Here is a 16,346-nt window from a genome sequence, read left to right on the forward strand (position 1 = left end):
TCCACATGGTCGTCCCGGCTCCCGTGCGCAATCGCGCCTAGGCTGGGACGACAGTCATCCTCGCTGCAACAGCACGCTCAATTCAAGATCGCGGAACGTGGTGTAATTCCGCCGGATCCATTGATGCAGCTCAGTCGATGAATCCTTTTCCTGGCGCAGATAGCCGGTGAAGGAGAAGTTCAGCCGGTCGATATAGGTCTTCAGGAACACCGGCAGCGCGCGGAAGCGCAGCACCCGGCTGGCGGTCATGACAGGCGGCAGCTCGCCGCGCACCACGAACTCGTTGTCGATGACGAACAGCGCATTCGGCGGGATCATGCCGTGCAGCGTCTGGTAGCCCCGCACCGAGGCGCGGTCGGTATCGGCGACGTACAGGATGATCGGCGCGACGCGGCGGCGCAGCGCCTCCTTCATCAGCCCGATCTCGTCGCACATTTTGAAGAATTCGTCGAAGGCGTGGTAGCCGAGGTCGATCACCTTGCCGATGCCGTCATTGGCGATGACGCGGTCCATCAGCTGCATCTTGCCGTAGGTGTCGATCACGTCAGCGGTTTCGGTGATCCGCGGCAGGTAGTCGAGCAGCGACGGCTCCTTCAGATTGATGTCGTAGCAGACCACGTCGCCGTTCTTGAGCAGCAGGAATTCGCCGAGCAGCCGCGCGATCAGCGTCTTGCCGACCTGCGGGCGGGGCGAGCAGATGATGTAAACGGGCGTCGATGACATCGCCCGCTATATCAGGCCAAATTTTCGCCTAATCCAGCCCCATCAAGGTCGAAGGTGCGACTATTTTTCGCCTTTGGCCGACTTGGCGCCGACCAGGTCGGTCAGCTTGATCCGGTCGTACTCGCTCCAGACATTGGCGAGCCAGTGACGGACATAGCCGCGCAGCACGAAGGAGTAGTTGGCGGCGTCGTCGTTGATGCCTTTGTTGGCGACGAATTTCAGGAACGGAACCGAGGAGACCTCGACCTGCTCATAGGCCATTTCGTTGAGCTTCGGGATCGTCAGGTCCACGGCGTCCTTGATGCGATGGAAGTAGGAATTGTAGGTCGCCTGGTCCCACTGGAAGAACTGGGTGTCGTTGATGAAGTTCTTCACCAGGAAATACTTCGCGCCGCTCATGAAGTTGGCGGTTTCCGCGATCTCGTCCAGCGAGGCGATCGACGGGCCGAGGATATGGAACACGGCGAAGGTGATCTGGCCGGAGCGCGCCGCGTCGAGGAAGCCGATATCGCGCAGCGAGGCCAGCGCGGGCGACAACAGGCCGGCGCGGACGTCGATCACGGTGACCGAGGGCCCCGAGTTCAGCGTATCGAAGATCTTCATCTGGTCCGCGGTCGTCGTCATGTCGACGATCTCGGTGATGTCAGGATGGAAGCGCTTCAGCGTGCCGCGCGGCGATTCGGTGTCGAACGCCCGGGTCTGCACGTTATTGGCACTGAAATAGTCCAGGAGCGTCCGCGAGACGGTGGTCTTGCCGACCCCGCCCTTGTCGGCGCCCACCACGATCACAACCGGCTTTGCCATGGAAGTCCCTTAAGCGCGCTCCCGACCGCGATGGCGATCGGCAAGTCCCCACACTGCTTTGGGCGCGAACATGGCAGAAACGAGGGAGAATTCAATTCCTTAAGGCGTCCACGATCGGTTTGGTGGGAATTTCCTTAATGGACTGAGTAGGCTAGGGCGCGATTAGCGGTGTCGTCCCCAAGGGCCCTGGAGAGGACCCAATGGTCCCTGCGTGGGGTTGTTGCCCGGCAGCGCTGGCGGATTGTTCGCCGGTGCACGCGGCTTGTCGCCCCACGGCCCATGGGTCGCGGGCGGAGGCTGGTCGCCCGCCGCGGGGGGCTCATCCTGCGGCTCCGTCTCGTCCGGCAGCGCCAGCGGTCCGGGATCGTGGCCGCCGGCGTATTTCACCAGGGCATCGACCCGGGACTTCACCGAGGGATGGGTGGCGAACAGGTCGGCGAACCCCTCGCGCGGATTGTCGACGCAGAGTTCCATCACGGCCGAGGTGGCATCTGGCAGCTCGCCGCGGTTCTCGATCTTGCGCAGCGCCGAGATCATCGCATCGGGGTTCTTGGTGAGCTCGACCGATCCGGCATCGGCGAGGAATTCGCGCGAGCGCGACAGTGCGAGCTTGACCACCTGCGACAGCAGCCAGGCCAGCACGATCAACGCGACCGCGATGATGATCACGATGATCGCGCCGCCGCCCGAGCCCTTGCTGTCGCGGTCCGAGGAGGATGACGACGATCGTGAGGATGACGACCAGCCGCCACCGCCGCCGCTCGAATTCCACGACAGGTTCGTGAACAGGCGGAAGAACAGCTCGCCGAAGAAGCCGACCACGCCGGCGATGATCACGGCGATCACCATCAGCTGCACGTCGCCGTTCTTGATATGGGTGAGCTCGTGGCCGAGCACGGCCTCGATCTCCTGGTCGTTCAGCGCTTGCAACAGACCCGTCGTGACCGTGATGGCGTATTGGCTCCGGTTCAGTCCGGTCGCGAATGCATTCAGCGCCGGGCTGTCCATCACCTTCAGCTTCGGCATCGGGATGCCGCGCGAGATGCAAAGATTTTCCAGCAGATTGTAGAGCCGCGGCTCTTGCTGGCGCGTCACGCTTTCGCCGCCGGTGACGGCGTCGATCATCTTCTGGTGGAAGAAATAGGCGATCACGATCCACGCCGCCGCCGCGATCGTCGCCCACGGCAAGGCCGAGACCAGGTCGCGCAAGGCCCGCGTCAGGTAATAGTCGACCGAACGGCCGCTATCGATCATCACCTCCGCGACCAGCGCGCCGGCATAGACCAGCACGTAGATCAGCAGGAACAGGCCGGCAAGCAGCAGCATCGAACGAAACTTGTTCGATGCGATATGCGTGTAGAGACCATAGGCGGCCATGACGGAGCGGCCTCTCGCCGGCGCGCGTTGCGCCTCAGAACTTCACGCTGGGCGCCGCCTCGACCTCCGTGCGGCTGGCGCCGAGGTCGAAGAAATCCTTGCGGGTGAAGCCGAACATGCCGGCGAACAGCGCGGCCGGCATCTGTTGGATGCCGGTGTTGTATTCCTGGACCGCGTTGTTGAAGAAGCGGCGGCTGGCGGCGATCTTGTTCTCAAGATCGGAAAGCTCGGAGGCGAGTTGCTGGAAATTGGCGTTGGCCTTGAGGTCCGGATAGGCCTCCGACAGCGCGATCAGCCGGCCGAGCGCGCCGGAGAGCTGGTTCTCCGCCGCAGAGACCTGGGCCGGACCCTGCGCCGACATCGCCGAATTGCGCGCCTTGATGACGTCGTCGAGCGTGCCGCGCTCATGGGCAGCATAGCCCTTCACGGTCTCGACCAGGTTCGGAATCAGGTCGTGACGCTGCTTGAGCTGCACGTCGATGTCGGCAAAGGCCTGTCCGACCCGCTGGCTGAGCGCCACGAGGCGGTTGTAGGCGCCGAATGCAAACAGCACGAGAAGCACGATGACGCCGATAACGATCCAGCTGGTCGACATGACGGAGCAGCTCCTGATGGACGAGACGGCGGCACCGTAGCCCAAGATCGGGGCGCATGGCAGCCCGCCGCGGAAAGGTGGGCAAGCGTTAGTCGAGGGTTGGCCGACATCGGTTCAACTTATTCCGTCGTCCCGGCGTTCGCCGGGACGACGGAAGTAAATATCTAGACCGCATCGCCCCAGCGCCAGCGCCGGGCGCTTGCGTATTCGGCCCTGGCGCGACGCGGGATCTTCGCAACCGATACGCCCTCGGGCGTGCACAGTTTCGCTGCGATCTCGACCTTGCCGACGTCCGGCTGCGCCAGCACGCGCGATGGCCTGTTCTCAACGCGCGCGCGGCTCAGCGCGACATAGGCGAAGCGCTCGTCCTCGAAGGGTAGCTCCGCGCCCTTGACCTGCTTGTGCGCGCGCGAGCGCTGCAGGCGCTGCGAGAAGTGGCACCAGTCAGGCGCGACCAGCGGACAGCCGCCGTCATGCGGGCAGGGTGCCACGACATGCGCCCCGGCGGCGATCAGGCGTGCGCGCAATGCGATGATCCGCGCATAGCCGGCGGGCATGCCGGGCTCGACGACCAGCAGCGTGTCGCTGGTTTTCGACCACAGCGCATCGGCCAGCGCCCCGCGCTCCGCGTCGCCGAGTTCGCCGATCATGTAGCTGGCGACGACGAGGTCGGCGGGCTCGGCCTTGTCGAGCAGCGCACGCGCCTGGCCGAGTTCGTAGCTGGTGTCGTGCAGGCGAATGCTGCCGTGAAACAGGTCCTCGGCCAATGACCGCAGCGCGCTGTTGGCATCGAGCAGGCTGAAGGCCCGCAGCGACGTGAACGCCTCCGCGGCGGCCCAGGTCGCGGTGCCCGGACCGGCACCGACATCGAGCAGGCGCGCCGGCGCGAAGTCGGGCCTGATCTCCGTCAGCGCATTGAGGCTCGCCACCACGGCGGCATAGGTCGCCGGCATCCGCGCCAACGCATAGGCCAGCGCATCGGTCTCGGTCCTGATCGTCGAGGAGCCGCCGCCTTCGCGATAGGTCTGCGAGATCACCGCCGCGCGGCCGGCGGCGTCGCTGCGCGACAGGCCTTCGAGCCTGGCGTTGAGGGCCGCGCGCAGTTCGGCGGGAAGGTCGGGTGAGGTCATCGTCTGCCGTCATCCTGAGGTGCGAGCGCTTGCGAGCCTCGAAGGATGACGATCACGAGTCGTGACCCATCCTTCGAGACGCCGCGCGAATGCGCGGCTCCTCCAGCGACAAAGGCGAAGCCTTTGCGCGGGGATGACGCCTGAGTGCGTTACGCCACGTTCTGGTCGAGGATGTCGACCGCGCCCTGCAGGTCGACCGACACCAGCTGCGACACGCCGCGCTCGGCCATGGTGACCCCGAACAGCCGGTTCATCCGTGCCATCGTGATCGGATTGTGCGTGATGATGATGAAGCGCGTCTCGGTCGAGCCGGTCATCTCGTTCAGCAGGGTGCAGAACCGTTCGACGTTGTGGTCGTCGAGCGGCGCGTCGACCTCGTCCAGCACGCAGATCGGCGACGGGTTGGTCAGGAACACCGCGAAGATCAGCGCGAGCGCCGTCAGCGCCTGCTCACCGCCCGAGAGCAGCGAGAGCGTCTGCGGCTTCTTGCCGGGCGGCTTGGCGATGATCTCGAGGCCGGCCTCGAGCGGATCGTCGCTCTCGATCAGATGCAGCGCGGCCTCGCCGCCGCCGAACAGCTCGGTGAACAGCCGCTTGAAGTGGTTGTTGACGGTCTCGAACGAGGTCAACAGGCGCTCGCGCGCCTCGCGGTTGAGGCTCTGGATGCCCTGTCGCAGCCGCTTGATCGCTTCAACGAGGTCGTCGCGTTCGGTGGTCAGCGCGGTGTGCTGGGTCTCGACTTCCCTGAGCTCTTCCTCGGCGCGCAAATTGACGGCGCCAAGCCGCTCGCGATCGCGGCGCAGCTTTTCGAGCTCTTCCTCGACCTGCGCCACCGGCGGCAGCTCCTGGCCGGGCTCGATCTCGGCCATGCCGACGACCGCGCTGGGCTCAACCTCGAGCATGTCGTGGATCTCGCGCTCGATATCGGCGAGGCGGCGGCGGGTGCCTTCCATGCGCTCCTCGGCGCGCGCGGTGGCTTCGCGGGACGAGGAGAGCGCTTCGAGCGAGGCCTTGGCGAGGCGATCGGTTTCCGCCATCGCGGCTTCCGCGGTTGCCAGCGCGTCGGCGGCGATGCGGCGATCGCCCTCGGCGTGCTCGATCTCCGTGATCAGCGCGCTGCGCTTCTCGGCGAACACTTCCGGCGCATTGGCGAGTTCCTCGCGCTCGGCCGACACCTCGGCGATGCGTGCCTCGACCGTCTCGACCTGCGAGGCGGCGCTGGTCTTGCGGTTCTGCCATTCATTGCGCTCGGCAACGATCGCCTGCACGCGGCGGTCGGCGAGCTCGGCCTCGCGGGCCAGCGCCTGCGCCTCGGCGCGGACTTGCGCCGCGGCACGGCGCTGATTGTCGATCTCGGCGCGAACCGCGGCGAGCTGGGCCTCGGTCTCGACACCCGGCGGCAGTTCGGCGAGCGCGGCAGCCGCGCTCTCATGCGCGGCTTCGGCCTCGGCGCGGTCGGCGGCGACGCGGCTGTGCGCCTCGGTCAGCGCCGATTTGCGCGCGCCGTGGCGGTTGATCTCGCGCTCGGTCGCGGCATGGCGTTCGCGCGCGGCGTCGGCCTCGCGGCGGGCGGCGCGCACGGCTTCGCGCGAGGCCCCCTCGGCGGCGGACGCCGAGCGCAACTCTTCTTCTGCCGTCTCCAGCGCCTGACGCTTCGCGGCGGCATCGATGCGGGCCTGTTCCAGCTCGTGCTCGATGTCGACCAAGCGGGCGCGCTCGGCGAGGCGGCGGGCGGCGCCGGTCGGGGCATGCGCGTCGGCGACGAAGCCGTCCCAGCGCCAGACGTCGCCTTCGAGCGACACCAGCCGCTGACCGGTCTTCAGCTGCGACACCAGCGCGGCGCCGCGTTCCTTGGCCACCACACCGATCTGGGCCAGGCGGCGTGCCAGTTCCGGCGGCGCCTGGACATGGTCGGCCAGCCGCTCGACGCCATCGGGCAGCGCCGGATCTTCGCCGGCCACGCCGATATTGGTCCAGCGCATCGGCGCGGAGGAATCCACCGGCGCATCGAGGTCGTCGCCGAGCACCGCGCCGATTGCCTTCTCATAGCCCTTGGCGACGGTGATGCCGTCGATGATCGGCGGCCACAGATTCTTGGTCTCGCTGGTGACGAGCTTGGAGATGGTGCGGGCTTCGGTCTCGAGCCGCTGCACGCGTTTCTCGGCTTCGGTGAGCGGATTGCGCGAGGCTTCCAGCGTCTGCCGCGCGGCGGCGTGATGCGCCTCGCTGGTCTGCACGGCGGCCTCGGACTCGGCGAGCGTCTGCTGCGCCATTTCCATGGCGGCGGCGAGCGCGTCGATGTCGCCGAGATTGCCGGTCTCCTGCGCGAGCTTGGTTTCCTCGGCCTGGACGTTGGCGATCTCCTGATCGAGCCGGGCCAACCGGTCGCGATGCGCACGCACGCCGGCCTCGAGCTGATTGCGCTTGGCGGTGAGATCGGCGAGCTGCGTGGTCAGTTCGGAGAACTGACGCTCGGTCGCGGCCAGGATCTCCTCGGCCTCGGCGACGCGCTCATCGACGCCGGAGCGCTTCTCGACGCGCGACTTGATCTCTTCCTTCAGCTCCGCGTCTTCGGTGTCGAGCCGCTGCAGCGCGATGTCGGCATCGGAGGTCTGCTGCTGCTCGCGCGCGATATCCTGGGCGAACTGGGTGAGGCGACGATCGAGCTCGCCGACGCGCTCCTTGGCGCGCTGCTCCTCGCGGTCGAGCATCTCGCGCGCGTTGGTCAGGCGCTGCAAGCCGGCGGCGGCGCGCGCCTCGGCGTCGCGCAGCGCCGGCAATTCGGCGGCGCGGATCGCCTGGATGCGGGCGGATTCGGCCTGCTCGCGGGTGCGCTCGGCCATCTCGCGCACGGAGATATCATGGGTCTGCGCGGCGTCGTTGACGTCGGCATTGGCCTCGATCCAGCGCAGATGGAACAGCATGGCTTCGGACTTGCGCACCTTGGCCGCGACCTCGCGGTAGCGGATCGCCTGGCGCGCCTGCTTCTTCAGGCCTTCCATCTGGCCGGTAAGCTGGCCGATCACGTCCTCGACGCGGGTGAGATTGGTTTCGGCCGCCTTCAGCCGCAGTTCCGCCTCGTGACGGCGGGCATGCAGGCCGGCCACGCCGGCGGCGTCTTCCAGCACGCGGCGGCGCTGCTCGGGCTTGGCCTGGATGATCTCGCCGATCTTGCCCTGGTGGACCAGCGCCGGCGAGCGCGCACCGGTGGCGGCGTCGGCGAACAGGATCTGCACGTCGCGGGCGCGGACATCGCGGCCGTTGATGCGGTAGACCGAGCCGGCCTCGCGCTCGATGCGGCGGGAGATTTCCAATAGCTGGCTGTCGTTCACCGCGGCCGGCGCCGAGCGATCGGAATTGTCGATCGTCATCACGACTTCGGCGTGGTTGCGCGCCGGACGGTTGCCCGAACCGGCGAAGATCACCGCGTCCATGTCAGCGGCACGCAGCGATTTGTGCGAGGTCTCGCCCATCGCCCAGCGCAGCGCTTCGACGAGATTGGATTTGCCGCAGCCGTTCGGTCCGACGACACCGGTCAGGCCCGGCTCGATCATGAAATCGGTGGGTTCAACGAACGACTTGAAACCGTGCAGGCGGAGGCGCGTGAGCTTCATGTACACAAATCTCGTTTGGCCGGGCGCGAATCTCCCTGCCGCGACAATACCATGGAAGGCAATGTCGGTGTGTGGGTGAGTTGCTGCGTGCAGCTCTCATGAGCGGCGACAATGGCGATGCGAGCGCGTGAGAGCAACCGCTTGAGCAAGCTTTTCCCAAGGGATTTGCAAGGGATTTGCAGGGTTTTATGGCCCTTGCATGTCCTCGACGATTCGCATCGTGCGAATCAGGTTTTCAACAACCAAATGATGCGACGGTCGCGTGCCGTGATCGCAAATCATCCACAATTATCGTGCCTCGACTCGAAAGCCAGGCGCGAAGACGCTAGGCTCAAAGGCTCCCGATCAGCTCTTCAGCAGCGGGTCGATGTGCTTGCTGAATTCCTCGAACGAGGTCTCGCCCTTCAGCATCTCGCCATTGACGAAGAAGGTCGGCGTCGAGTTCACCTTCAGCACTTCGTTGGCGTATTTCTGGTCGGCCGCGATCTTGTCGAGCAGCTTCTGATCCTTCAGACAGTCCTCGACCTGCTGCTGGCTGAGGCCGGCCTGCTTGCCGATCCGCGTCAGTGTCTCGGTGGTGTTCTTGACCACCCAGTCGTTCTGCTGGCGGAACAGCAAGTCGATCACGGCGAAGAACTTCGGGGCGTCGTCCTTGGCGATGCAGCGCGCCAGCATCGAGCCGGCGGCGGCCTTGATGTCGAGCGGGAATTCGCGGAACACGTAACGGACCTTGCCGGGGTCGATGTAGGTCGACTTGATCTTCGGGAACACGGTCTCGTTGAAATTGGCGCAATGCGGGCAGGTCATCGAGGCGTATTCGATGATCGTCACCTTGGCATCCTGCGGGCCGAGCCCCATGTCCGGCAGCGACTGCGGCTTGGCGACCTCGGCGGCAGTCTGCGCGAACGCGTCCGTGATCAGGCGCAGCGGCGACAGGCCGGCGAGGGCGGCGAGCCCGGTCAGCGAGAGAGCGGTGGTGAAAGCGCGGCGCGTGATGATCAAGGTCAGCTCCCGGATTGGCGCATTCACGCCACAATGAAGGGGGTTCCGAAAAGAAGCCTTCGCTAGCTTGAAACGGCCATTGTGGCAATGCCGCGGTCTCGCGGCCGGCCTGCCGAAAAGCGTCAATTTCGCTTGATCGAGGCACCCAAACGGGCCAGCGCCGCGCGCAGATCGTCGTCCTCGACGGCGGCAAGGTTGGCCGCCTCTCGGGCCACGGTTTTGGCATCGGGCGGGCGTGGCCGGCTGGGGCGGCTGCGGCGCGACAGCGGCGCCTGCCGGATGGTCAGGCGGCCGACCGCATGCCAGCCGAAGAAGCGGTTCACCCGTTCCAGGATGACGTCGGAGGAGTGCTGGATCTCCAGCGCCATCGGGCCTTCGACCCGCAGCACCAGCGTCGCCGGCTCCTGCGGCTGCCCCTCCACCGGTCGCGGCCACTGCATCTTCAGCGGCTCGCAATAGGCAGCAATCCGCTCGCCCGCGATCTCGGTCCAGCGCGTCACCAATTCGCGCGCGGCAAAGCCCTGCTTGGCATACGCGTCGGTGAAGACGTCGCTGAGCAGGATCGACAGGGGCTTTGCGCTGATCGGACCGGGTTTGGACATCAGGGGGTTATAGGACAGGCGTCGGTCCTGGACAAAGAAAGACGTGGATGCCCGGGTCAAGCCCGGGCATCCCGCGGCGGGATTTGCCTTAAGATACGTCCATGAGTTCTCGTGCAGCCGCCAAAGCCAAACTGACCGAAGACGCCGCCGACCGCCCGGCGCGGCTGCTCGCCTGGTATGACCGGCATCGTCGGGCGCTGCCGTGGCGCGCGGCCGCCGGGGAACACGTCGATCCATACCGTGTGTGGCTGTCGGAGGTCATGCTGCAGCAGACCACGGTCAGGGCGGTCGGACCGTATTTCGAGAAATTCGTGTCGCGCTGGCCCGACGTGACCGCGCTCGGCCGCGCCTCGCTCGACGACGTCCTAAGGATGTGGGCCGGGCTCGGCTATTATTCGCGGGCGCGCAATTTGCACGCCTGCGCGGTCGCGGTGATGGGCGACCACAGCGGGGTGTTTCCGGACACCGAGGACGGCCTGCGCGCGCTGCCCGGCATCGGGCCGTACACCGCGGCCGCGATCGCCGCCATCGCCTTCGACCGCCGCACCATGCCGGTCGACGGCAACATCGAGCGCGTGGTCAGTCGGCTCTACGCCATCGAGGAGGCGCTGCCGCAGGCCAAGCCGCTGATCAAGGAGATGGCGGCGACTTTGCTCGGCCCGTCCCGCGCCGGCGACGAGAACTCTCGCGCCGGCGACAGTGCCCAGGCGCTGATGGATTTGGGCGCCACGATCTGCACGCCGAAGAAGCCGGCCTGCGCATTGTGTCCGCTGAACGACGACTGCGCGGCGCGCACGCGCGGCGACCAGGAAACGTTCCCGCGCAAGGCGCCGAAGAAGAGCGGCACGTTGCGCCGCGGCGCGGCCTTCGTGGTGACACGCGGCGACGAGCTCCTGGTGCGCTCGCGCCCGGAAAAAGGCCTGCTCGGCGGCATGACCGAGGTGCCGGGATCGCAATGGCTTGCCGGGCAGGAGGACGCGGCGGCACTGGCACAGGCGCCGGAACTGAAGGGCGTCACGCGCTGGCACCGCAAGGTCGGCGTCGTTACCCACGTGTTCACGCACTTTCCGCTCGAGCTCGTCGTCTACACCGCCGGCGTTCCGCCGCGGAGCCGCGCGCCGGACGGCATGCGCTGGGTGCCGGTGGCGACGCTGGACGGCGAGGCGTTCCCGAACGTGATGCGCAAGGTCGTCGCGCATGGGCTCGATCTCTGACGATGCGATGAATCACGTCATCGGCTCATTTTCTTGAGCATGATCTTTTCGGAGAACCGGTTTCCACTTTTTTCGGATCATGCTGACACCATGCTGGCAGCAGCGCTCGGCTATCACCTCCGGCACAACGGAGGCCCGCCATGATCGCAACCGCGCTCGACCACATCCCGATGCCGCCCGTCGCAAAATTGCTCGGCTGGCGCCTCGTTGACGCACGTCCGCAGGAGGGCTGGATCAAGATGGCCTTCGACGGCAAGCAGGAGTTCTGCAATCCGGCCGGCTTCGTCCAGGGCGGCATGCTCTCGGCAATGCTCGACGACACGATGGGGCCGGCGGTGTTCGTGATGACCGAGGGCCGGCTCTTCACCACGACCATCACGATGACCGTGAATTTTCTCGCGCCGGCAAAACCCGGGCCGATCACCGGCGAGGCGACGGTGAAGCAACTCGGCAAGACCATCGCCTTTGTCGAGGGAAGGCTGACTTCAGCCGACGGCACGCTGCTCGCGACCGCGAGCAGCAGCATCCGCCTGGTGGAAGCTGCGCGAGCGCTGCGGTAGCGCCGCTTGCGCGCCAGCCCGATCCGTCATCCTGAGGAGCGCGCATCTCGCGCGCGTCTCGAAGGGTCGACGGCCACCGGCCGGGCCGTGCACCCTTCGAGACGCCGCTTCGCGGCTCCTCAGGGTGACGGTGATACATCGTGCGCCGCGCTACAACTTAGCCCGACCGCTGCACGATCGGCGGCTTGGCGTTCAGTCCCTCGACCTGGAAACCGGCGACGCGCTTGTAGTTGGCGGCGATGTCTTCCAGCTCCTGCTGCGACAGCACGTCGGTGACGACCTTGAAGCCATCAGGCGCGCGCTCCTCGACCAGCTGCATCACCTGCTCAGGGCCGTTGCGGCGATTCAGCATCACGAGGTCCGTGGTCGCGGGCCGCCGTTCGGCCTCATAGGCCGCGAGCGCCGCCTGCGTCGGGCCATGCGCCAGAATCTCGCGCGTCAGCACGCGCGCATCCAAAATCGCCTGCGAGGCGCCGTTGGAGCCGATCGGATACATCGGATGCGCGGCGTCGCCCATCAGCGTGACGCGGCCGAACGTCCATCGCGGGATCGGATCGCGATCGACCAGCGGATATTCGTAGGCATGCGGGCAGTTCCGGATCAGGCCGGGGACATCGAGCCAGTCGAAATTCCAGCTCTCGAACCACGGCAGGAATTCGTCGAGCTTGGCGGTCCGGTTGTAGTCCTCGCGGCGCAATTGATAGGTCGGCGGCATGTGGCGCTCGGCGACCCAGTTGATGTCGAACTTGCCGTCGGCGCCGGCCTCCTTCGAGATCGGGTAGCAGACGAATTTCAGGATCTCGTGGCCGGCCATGATCATGGTGCGGCCGGTCAGGAAGGCATCGCCGCGGGTGATGCCGCGCCACAGGATGCGGCCGTTCCAGATTGGCGGCCCCTCCTGCGGATAGAGCTTCTCGCGCACCGCCGAATGGATGCCGTCGGCGGCGATCAGCACCGCGCCGTCATAGCTGCCGGCGGGCTTGCCGGTGGCGCGGTCGATGAAATCGGCGCGGACGGCGTCCGCGGTCTCGGTCCAGCCGGTGAGGTGATGGCTGGTGAGGATGTTCGCAGTTCCCAGCCGTTCGGTCGCGGCATCGAGCAGCAGCTGTTGCAGCCGGCCGCGATGGATCGAGAATTGCGGCCATTTGTAGCCGGCCTCGAGCCCGCGCGGCTCGCTCCAGATCGGCTTGCCGTGCTTGGAGAAATAGGCGAGCTCGCGGGTGCGCACCGCTGAAGCGTCGAGCACATCGTGCAGGCCGAGCTCGATCAGTTCGCGTACCGCATGCGGCAGCACGTTGATGCCGACGCCGAGAGGCCGCAGCTCGGGCACGCTCTCGAAGACGCGGGCCGGCACGCCGATCTGGTGCAGGCTGAGCGCCAGCGTCAGCCCGCCAATTCCGCCACCTGCAATGAGCACAGTCATGAAAAATCCCCTCAATTGGCATGGTCATCGCACGACGGCACCGCCGTGGGCAAGGTCCGCGGCGGGCGAGGGGTGGACGGCCGATGGCACTGCCGTTAACCTCCGCGCCGTCTAAACAAGAACCAGAGCCGGGTTCGCAACGAACCGACAAGGCTCGGAGAGGACAGCAACATGCTCAAGCTCTATTTTGCCCCCGGCACCTGCGCGCTCGCGTCCCACATCGCGCTGGCCGAGGCCGGCGCGCCCTACACGACCGAGAAGATCGATTTCAAGACCAACCAGCAGAACAGCCCGGAATACCTGAAGATCAATCCGAAGGGCCGCGTGCCGACGCTGGTGACCGATCGCGGCGTGCTGACCGAGACGCCGGCTATGCTGGCCTACATCGCGCAGACCTTTCCGCAGGCGAAGCTCGCGCCCGACGACGCCTTCGAATTCGCCAGGCTGCAGGCCTTCAACTCCTATCTGTGCTCGACGGTGCATATCTGCCACGCCCACAAGATGCGCGGCGCGCGCTGGGCGACGCAGGAGACTTCGTTCGCCGACATGAAGGCGATGGTGCCGAAGACCATGGGCGCCTGCTTCAACCTGATCGAGCGCGACATGCTGAAGGGCCCGTGGGTGATGGGCGAGAACTACACCGTCGGCGATGCCTATCTCTACACGCTGACCCTGTGGCTCGACGGCGACGGGGTCGACATCGCAACGCTGCCCAAGGTGAAGGCGCATCGCGCGGCGATGGAGAGCCGCCCAGCGGTGCAGAAGGTGCTGGCCGAGCAGAAGGCGTAACGCCGGCAACAACTCGGCGTCGTCCCGGCGAAAGCCGGGACCCAAAACCCCAAATCTCAATTGTGGCACGACGCTGGGGCTACAGCCCTTCGCTCCCAATTTTCAACTGTGGTTATCGGGTGCCGGCCTTCGCCGGGACGACGGGGAATGACGGGGGATAGAGTGTCGCGTTACGCCTTTCTTCCCTCCAGCTCGCGTCCCGTCTCCAGCATCAGCTTGCGCAGCCACAGCGAGCCCGGATCCATCTGGGCGCGCGTCGGATAGAACATGTGCTGCTCGTCGATCCCTGGATCGAGCGGCGGCGTCACCGTCATCAGCGACAATTGCTTCGACAGTGCCGAGATCAGCCGGCGCGGCACGAAGGCGACGAGGTCGGTGCGCGCGGTGACGTGCAGCGCCTCGATATAGCCCGGCACCACCAGCGCGATCCGCCGCTCGATGCCCTTGGCGCGCAGCCAGGTGTCGATCAGGTCCTCGTTCTGGCCGCGGATGATCACGGCGACATGGCGCGCGGCGAGGAACGCTTCGCGCTTCTTCAGCTTCGTGCCGACGCCGTGGCCGCGCCGCACCGCGAGCGCATCGCTGTCGGTGTAGAGCCGCTGGCGGTGAAAGCCCTTGAAGGAGTCGCCGATCGAGATCACGAGATCGATGGTGCGGGCGAATTCGGGCGTGAAGATCGCAGGTCCCCGCCACGGCACCACGTCGATGGTGACGTTCGGCGCGATCAGCGTCACCTTCTCCATCAGTGGCGGCATCAGGAGCTCGACCGCGAGGTCGGGCATCATCAGGCGAAAGTGCCGGTCGCTGCGCGCGGCGTCGAAATCGTCGGAGACGAACAGCGCGCGCACCTGGTCGAGCGCATTGGCCAGCGGCGAGCGCAGCGCCTGCGCCCGCGGCGTCAGCTCCATCCGCGCGCCGTTGCGCACCAAAAGCGGATCGCCGATCAGGTCGCGCAGCCGCTGCAGCGCGTGGCTGGTCGCCGGCTGCGACAGATTGAGCCGCATCGCGGCGCGGCTGACATTGGCTTCGCGCAGCAGGGCGTCGAGCGCGACCAGCAGATTGAGGTCAACCGAATTCAAATTCATCGGGTGAATATATATCATATCACCTATCGATTGGAAGAATGCGCAGCCAGGCCGCAGGGATTGGGCCAAGGCGTTTTCACGCGAGCCGAAGGCCGCATCGCGCGAGGAGACGCCTGAAATCAGGGTCCATCAATCGCAAGGAGACGCGCCATGAGCGCAGCCGACAACAAGAAACTGGTGCAGGAGATGTTCGTGATCGCGGGCAGTCCCGATCCTGCGGTGCGCGAGAATTCGCTGTTCATGGCAACGCTTGCCGACGACGCGATCTGGACCGTGACCGGGCAATATTCCTGGTCGCGCACCTTCACCGGCAAACAATCGATCATCAACGATCTGCACGGCCATGTCCGCTCGAAGCTGGCCGAGCGCGGCCGAACCGTCGCCCATCGCATCCTCGCCGACGGCGACATCGTCGTGGTCGAAGCCAAGGGCAACAACCTCACCAAGCAAGGCCAGCGCTACGACAACGACTATTGCCTGGTGTTCCGCTTCGACGGCGGCCGGATCAAGGAGGTGCGGGAATATTGCGACTCGGTCCTGACCGAGAAGGCGCTCGGCGCGTTTCCAGTGTAGCGGCGGGCCGCTAACGGGCGGCACAAACGAAGACGGCGCCCGTCCGGGCGCCGTCGTCCTGCCGTCGTGTGGATCGGCTTACGCCACCTTGGACTTGAGGTGGCCGAACATGATGTCGCGGGCTGCGTCGTCCATCTCGGCCTTGAAGGTGTGCTTGTCCTTCAGCGCGATCGCGCGCGCCGCCGCCGGCCGCGCCGAGATCTCGTCGACCAGCCGCTTGACGTTCGGATATTTGGCGTAGCCTTCCTCACCGAGGATGAACGGCGCCATCCGCGCCCAGCCCCAGAACGCCATGTCGACGATCGTGTAGCTGTCGCCGACCATGTAGCGCTGTTTCGCCAGGTGATCATCGAGGATCTTGTAATGGCGGTGCGCCTCGTACTGGTAGCGGTTGTTGGCGTAGTCGAGATCCTTCGGCGCGAAGTGCTTGAAGTGCACGGCCTGGCCGGAATAGGGGCCGAGGCCGGTCGCGATGAACATCAGCCAGGACAGCGTCGCGGCGCGGTTGGCCGGCGTATTGGCAGGCAGGAACTTGCCGTGCTCCTCGGCGAGGTAGAGCAGGATCGCGTTCGAGTCGAACACCAGCACGCCGTCATCGTCGATCGCCGGCACCTTGCCGTTCGGGTTGACCTTCAGGAATTCCGGCGCGAACTGCTCGCCCTTGCGGGTGTCGACCGGGATCGCCTCGAACGGCAGGCCGGACTCTTCCAGGAACAGCGCGACCTTGTTCGGGTTCGGTGCACCGTTGAAATAGAATTTGATCATGAAGGGACTCCCTTGGTTCTTTTAGCCGGCGAGGACGGGACGCGGCGGGGAAGGCCGCAGACGATCCCCTCATGCGCAAATTTCGCTGCG

At 66.1% G+C, this 16,346-nt stretch carries 15 protein-coding genes; 4 read left to right on the forward strand and 11 right to left on the reverse strand.

Going from position 1 to position 16,346, the window contains the following annotated elements; all coding sequences use genetic code 11:
• Nucleotides 1-54 precede the first annotated feature (54 nt).
• The 8 genes from JEY66_RS10835 to JEY66_RS10870 form a co-directional block, all read right to left on the reverse strand.
• Nucleotides 55-723 (reverse strand): P-loop NTPase family protein, encoded by a 669-nt coding sequence (locus JEY66_RS10835; RefSeq protein ID WP_016839707.1) that lies wholly within the window; start codon nucleotides 721-723, stop codon nucleotides 55-57.
• 60 nt (nucleotides 724-783) lie between these two features.
• On the reverse strand, nucleotides 784-1,527 hold the full coding sequence (locus tag JEY66_RS10840; RefSeq protein WP_016839706.1) for a P-loop NTPase family protein: 744 nt from the start codon (nucleotides 1,525-1,527) through the stop codon (nucleotides 784-786).
• Nucleotides 1,528-1,689: 162 nt separating this feature from the next.
• On the reverse strand, nucleotides 1,690-2,904 hold the full coding sequence (locus JEY66_RS10845) for a M48 family metallopeptidase (RefSeq protein ID WP_016839705.1): 1,215 nt from the start codon (nucleotides 2,902-2,904) through the stop codon (nucleotides 1,690-1,692).
• A gap of 34 nt (nucleotides 2,905-2,938) precedes the next feature.
• Nucleotides 2,939-3,499: a LemA family protein gene (locus tag JEY66_RS10850; RefSeq protein ID WP_016839704.1), complete on the reverse strand. Its 561-nt coding sequence runs from the start codon at nucleotides 3,497-3,499 to the stop codon at nucleotides 2,939-2,941.
• Between the two features lie 164 nt (nucleotides 3,500-3,663).
• The gene (locus tag JEY66_RS10855; RefSeq protein WP_018273382.1) at nucleotides 3,664-4,629 is read right to left on the reverse strand and encodes a small ribosomal subunit Rsm22 family protein; all 966 of its coding nucleotides are present in this window, start codon (nucleotides 4,627-4,629) and stop codon (nucleotides 3,664-3,666) included.
• A gap of 149 nt (nucleotides 4,630-4,778) precedes the next feature.
• A complete protein-coding gene (gene smc / locus JEY66_RS10860) occupies nucleotides 4,779-8,243 on the reverse strand; it encodes a chromosome segregation protein SMC (RefSeq protein WP_018273381.1) in 3,465 nt (1,154 codons plus the stop codon).
• A 345-nt stretch (nucleotides 8,244-8,588) separates the two neighbouring features.
• Entirely contained in the window at nucleotides 8,589-9,245 is a 657-nt protein-coding gene (locus JEY66_RS10865; protein ID WP_026193256.1) for a DsbA family protein, read from the reverse strand.
• Between the two features lie 122 nt (nucleotides 9,246-9,367).
• A complete protein-coding gene (locus JEY66_RS10870; protein ID WP_018273380.1) occupies nucleotides 9,368-9,847 on the reverse strand; it encodes a DUF721 domain-containing protein in 480 nt (159 codons plus the stop codon).
• Nucleotides 9,848-9,948: 101 nt separating this feature from the next.
• Between JEY66_RS10870 and mutY the strand changes: the two genes are divergently transcribed.
• Together mutY and JEY66_RS10880 are read left to right on the forward strand one after the other, a co-directional pair.
• Nucleotides 9,949-11,061, forward strand: a complete 1,113-nt coding sequence (mutY, locus tag JEY66_RS10875; RefSeq protein WP_018273379.1) for an A/G-specific adenine glycosylase — start codon at nucleotides 9,949-9,951, stop codon at nucleotides 11,059-11,061.
• A 140-nt stretch (nucleotides 11,062-11,201) separates the two neighbouring features.
• Complete coding sequence (locus JEY66_RS10880; protein ID WP_018273378.1) at nucleotides 11,202-11,621, forward strand: PaaI family thioesterase; 420 nt, start codon at nucleotides 11,202-11,204, stop codon at nucleotides 11,619-11,621.
• A 157-nt stretch (nucleotides 11,622-11,778) separates the two neighbouring features.
• Here the strand turns inward: JEY66_RS10880 and JEY66_RS10885 are convergent, their stop codons facing one another.
• The gene (locus JEY66_RS10885) at nucleotides 11,779-13,044 is read right to left on the reverse strand and encodes a flavin-dependent oxidoreductase (RefSeq protein ID WP_016840900.1); all 1,266 of its coding nucleotides are present in this window, start codon (nucleotides 13,042-13,044) and stop codon (nucleotides 11,779-11,781) included.
• A 171-nt stretch (nucleotides 13,045-13,215) separates the two neighbouring features.
• Here JEY66_RS10885 and JEY66_RS10890 point away from each other — a divergent pair, with 171 nt between their 5' ends.
• The gene (locus tag JEY66_RS10890; protein ID WP_016840899.1) at nucleotides 13,216-13,833 is read left to right on the forward strand and encodes a glutathione S-transferase family protein; all 618 of its coding nucleotides are present in this window, start codon (nucleotides 13,216-13,218) and stop codon (nucleotides 13,831-13,833) included.
• A 170-nt stretch (nucleotides 13,834-14,003) separates the two neighbouring features.
• On the opposite strand, the gene JEY66_RS10895 is transcribed toward JEY66_RS10890, so the two are convergent.
• A complete protein-coding gene (locus JEY66_RS10895; RefSeq protein ID WP_018273377.1) occupies nucleotides 14,004-14,918 on the reverse strand; it encodes a LysR family transcriptional regulator in 915 nt (304 codons plus the stop codon).
• Between the two features lie 150 nt (nucleotides 14,919-15,068).
• Here JEY66_RS10895 and JEY66_RS10900 point away from each other — a divergent pair, with 150 nt between their 5' ends.
• Nucleotides 15,069-15,491 (forward strand): nuclear transport factor 2 family protein, encoded by a 423-nt coding sequence (locus JEY66_RS10900; RefSeq protein WP_018273376.1) that lies wholly within the window; start codon nucleotides 15,069-15,071, stop codon nucleotides 15,489-15,491.
• 78 nt (nucleotides 15,492-15,569) lie between these two features.
• Here JEY66_RS10900 and JEY66_RS10905 read toward each other — a convergent pair whose 3' ends face one another.
• Nucleotides 15,570-16,256, reverse strand: a complete 687-nt coding sequence (locus JEY66_RS10905; protein ID WP_016840895.1) for a glutathione S-transferase family protein — start codon at nucleotides 16,254-16,256, stop codon at nucleotides 15,570-15,572.
• Nucleotides 16,257-16,346: the final 90 nt, after the last annotated feature.

It is taken from the genome of Bradyrhizobium elkanii USDA 76, from assembly GCF_023278185.1.
GTDB classification, from domain to species: domain Bacteria; phylum Pseudomonadota; class Alphaproteobacteria; order Rhizobiales; family Xanthobacteraceae; genus Bradyrhizobium; species Bradyrhizobium elkanii.

Coding starts and splice junctions, on each gene's coding strand:
- JEY66_RS10835 (WP_016839707.1), bottom strand. CDS start 723: ATGTCATCGACGCCCGTTTACATCATCTGCTCGCCCCGCCCGCAGGTC.
- JEY66_RS10840 (WP_016839706.1), bottom strand. CDS start 1,527: ATGGCAAAGCCGGTTGTGATCGTGGTGGGCGCCGACAAGGGCGGGGTC.
- JEY66_RS10845 (WP_016839705.1), bottom strand. CDS start 2,904: ATGGCCGCCTATGGTCTCTACACGCATATCGCATCGAACAAGTTTCGT.
- JEY66_RS10850 (WP_016839704.1), bottom strand. CDS start 3,499: ATGTCGACCAGCTGGATCGTTATCGGCGTCATCGTGCTTCTCGTGCTG.
- JEY66_RS10855 (WP_018273382.1), bottom strand. CDS start 4,629: ATGACCTCACCCGACCTTCCCGCCGAACTGCGCGCGGCCCTCAACGCC.
- smc (WP_018273381.1), bottom strand. CDS start 8,243: ATGAAGCTCACGCGCCTCCGCCTGCACGGTTTCAAGTCGTTCGTTGAA.
- JEY66_RS10870 (WP_018273380.1), bottom strand. CDS start 9,847: ATGTCCAAACCCGGTCCGATCAGCGCAAAGCCCCTGTCGATCCTGCTC.
- mutY (WP_018273379.1), top strand. CDS start 9,949: ATGAGTTCTCGTGCAGCCGCCAAAGCCAAACTGACCGAAGACGCCGCC.
- JEY66_RS10880 (WP_018273378.1), top strand. CDS start 11,202: ATGATCGCAACCGCGCTCGACCACATCCCGATGCCGCCCGTCGCAAAA.
- JEY66_RS10885 (WP_016840900.1), bottom strand. CDS start 13,044: ATGACTGTGCTCATTGCAGGTGGCGGAATTGGCGGGCTGACGCTGGCG.
- JEY66_RS10890 (WP_016840899.1), top strand. CDS start 13,216: ATGCTCAAGCTCTATTTTGCCCCCGGCACCTGCGCGCTCGCGTCCCAC.
- JEY66_RS10895 (WP_018273377.1), bottom strand. CDS start 14,918: ATGAATTTGAATTCGGTTGACCTCAATCTGCTGGTCGCGCTCGACGCC.
- JEY66_RS10900 (WP_018273376.1), top strand. CDS start 15,069: ATGAGCGCAGCCGACAACAAGAAACTGGTGCAGGAGATGTTCGTGATC.
- JEY66_RS10905 (WP_016840895.1), bottom strand. CDS start 16,256: ATGATCAAATTCTATTTCAACGGTGCACCGAACCCGAACAAGGTCGCG.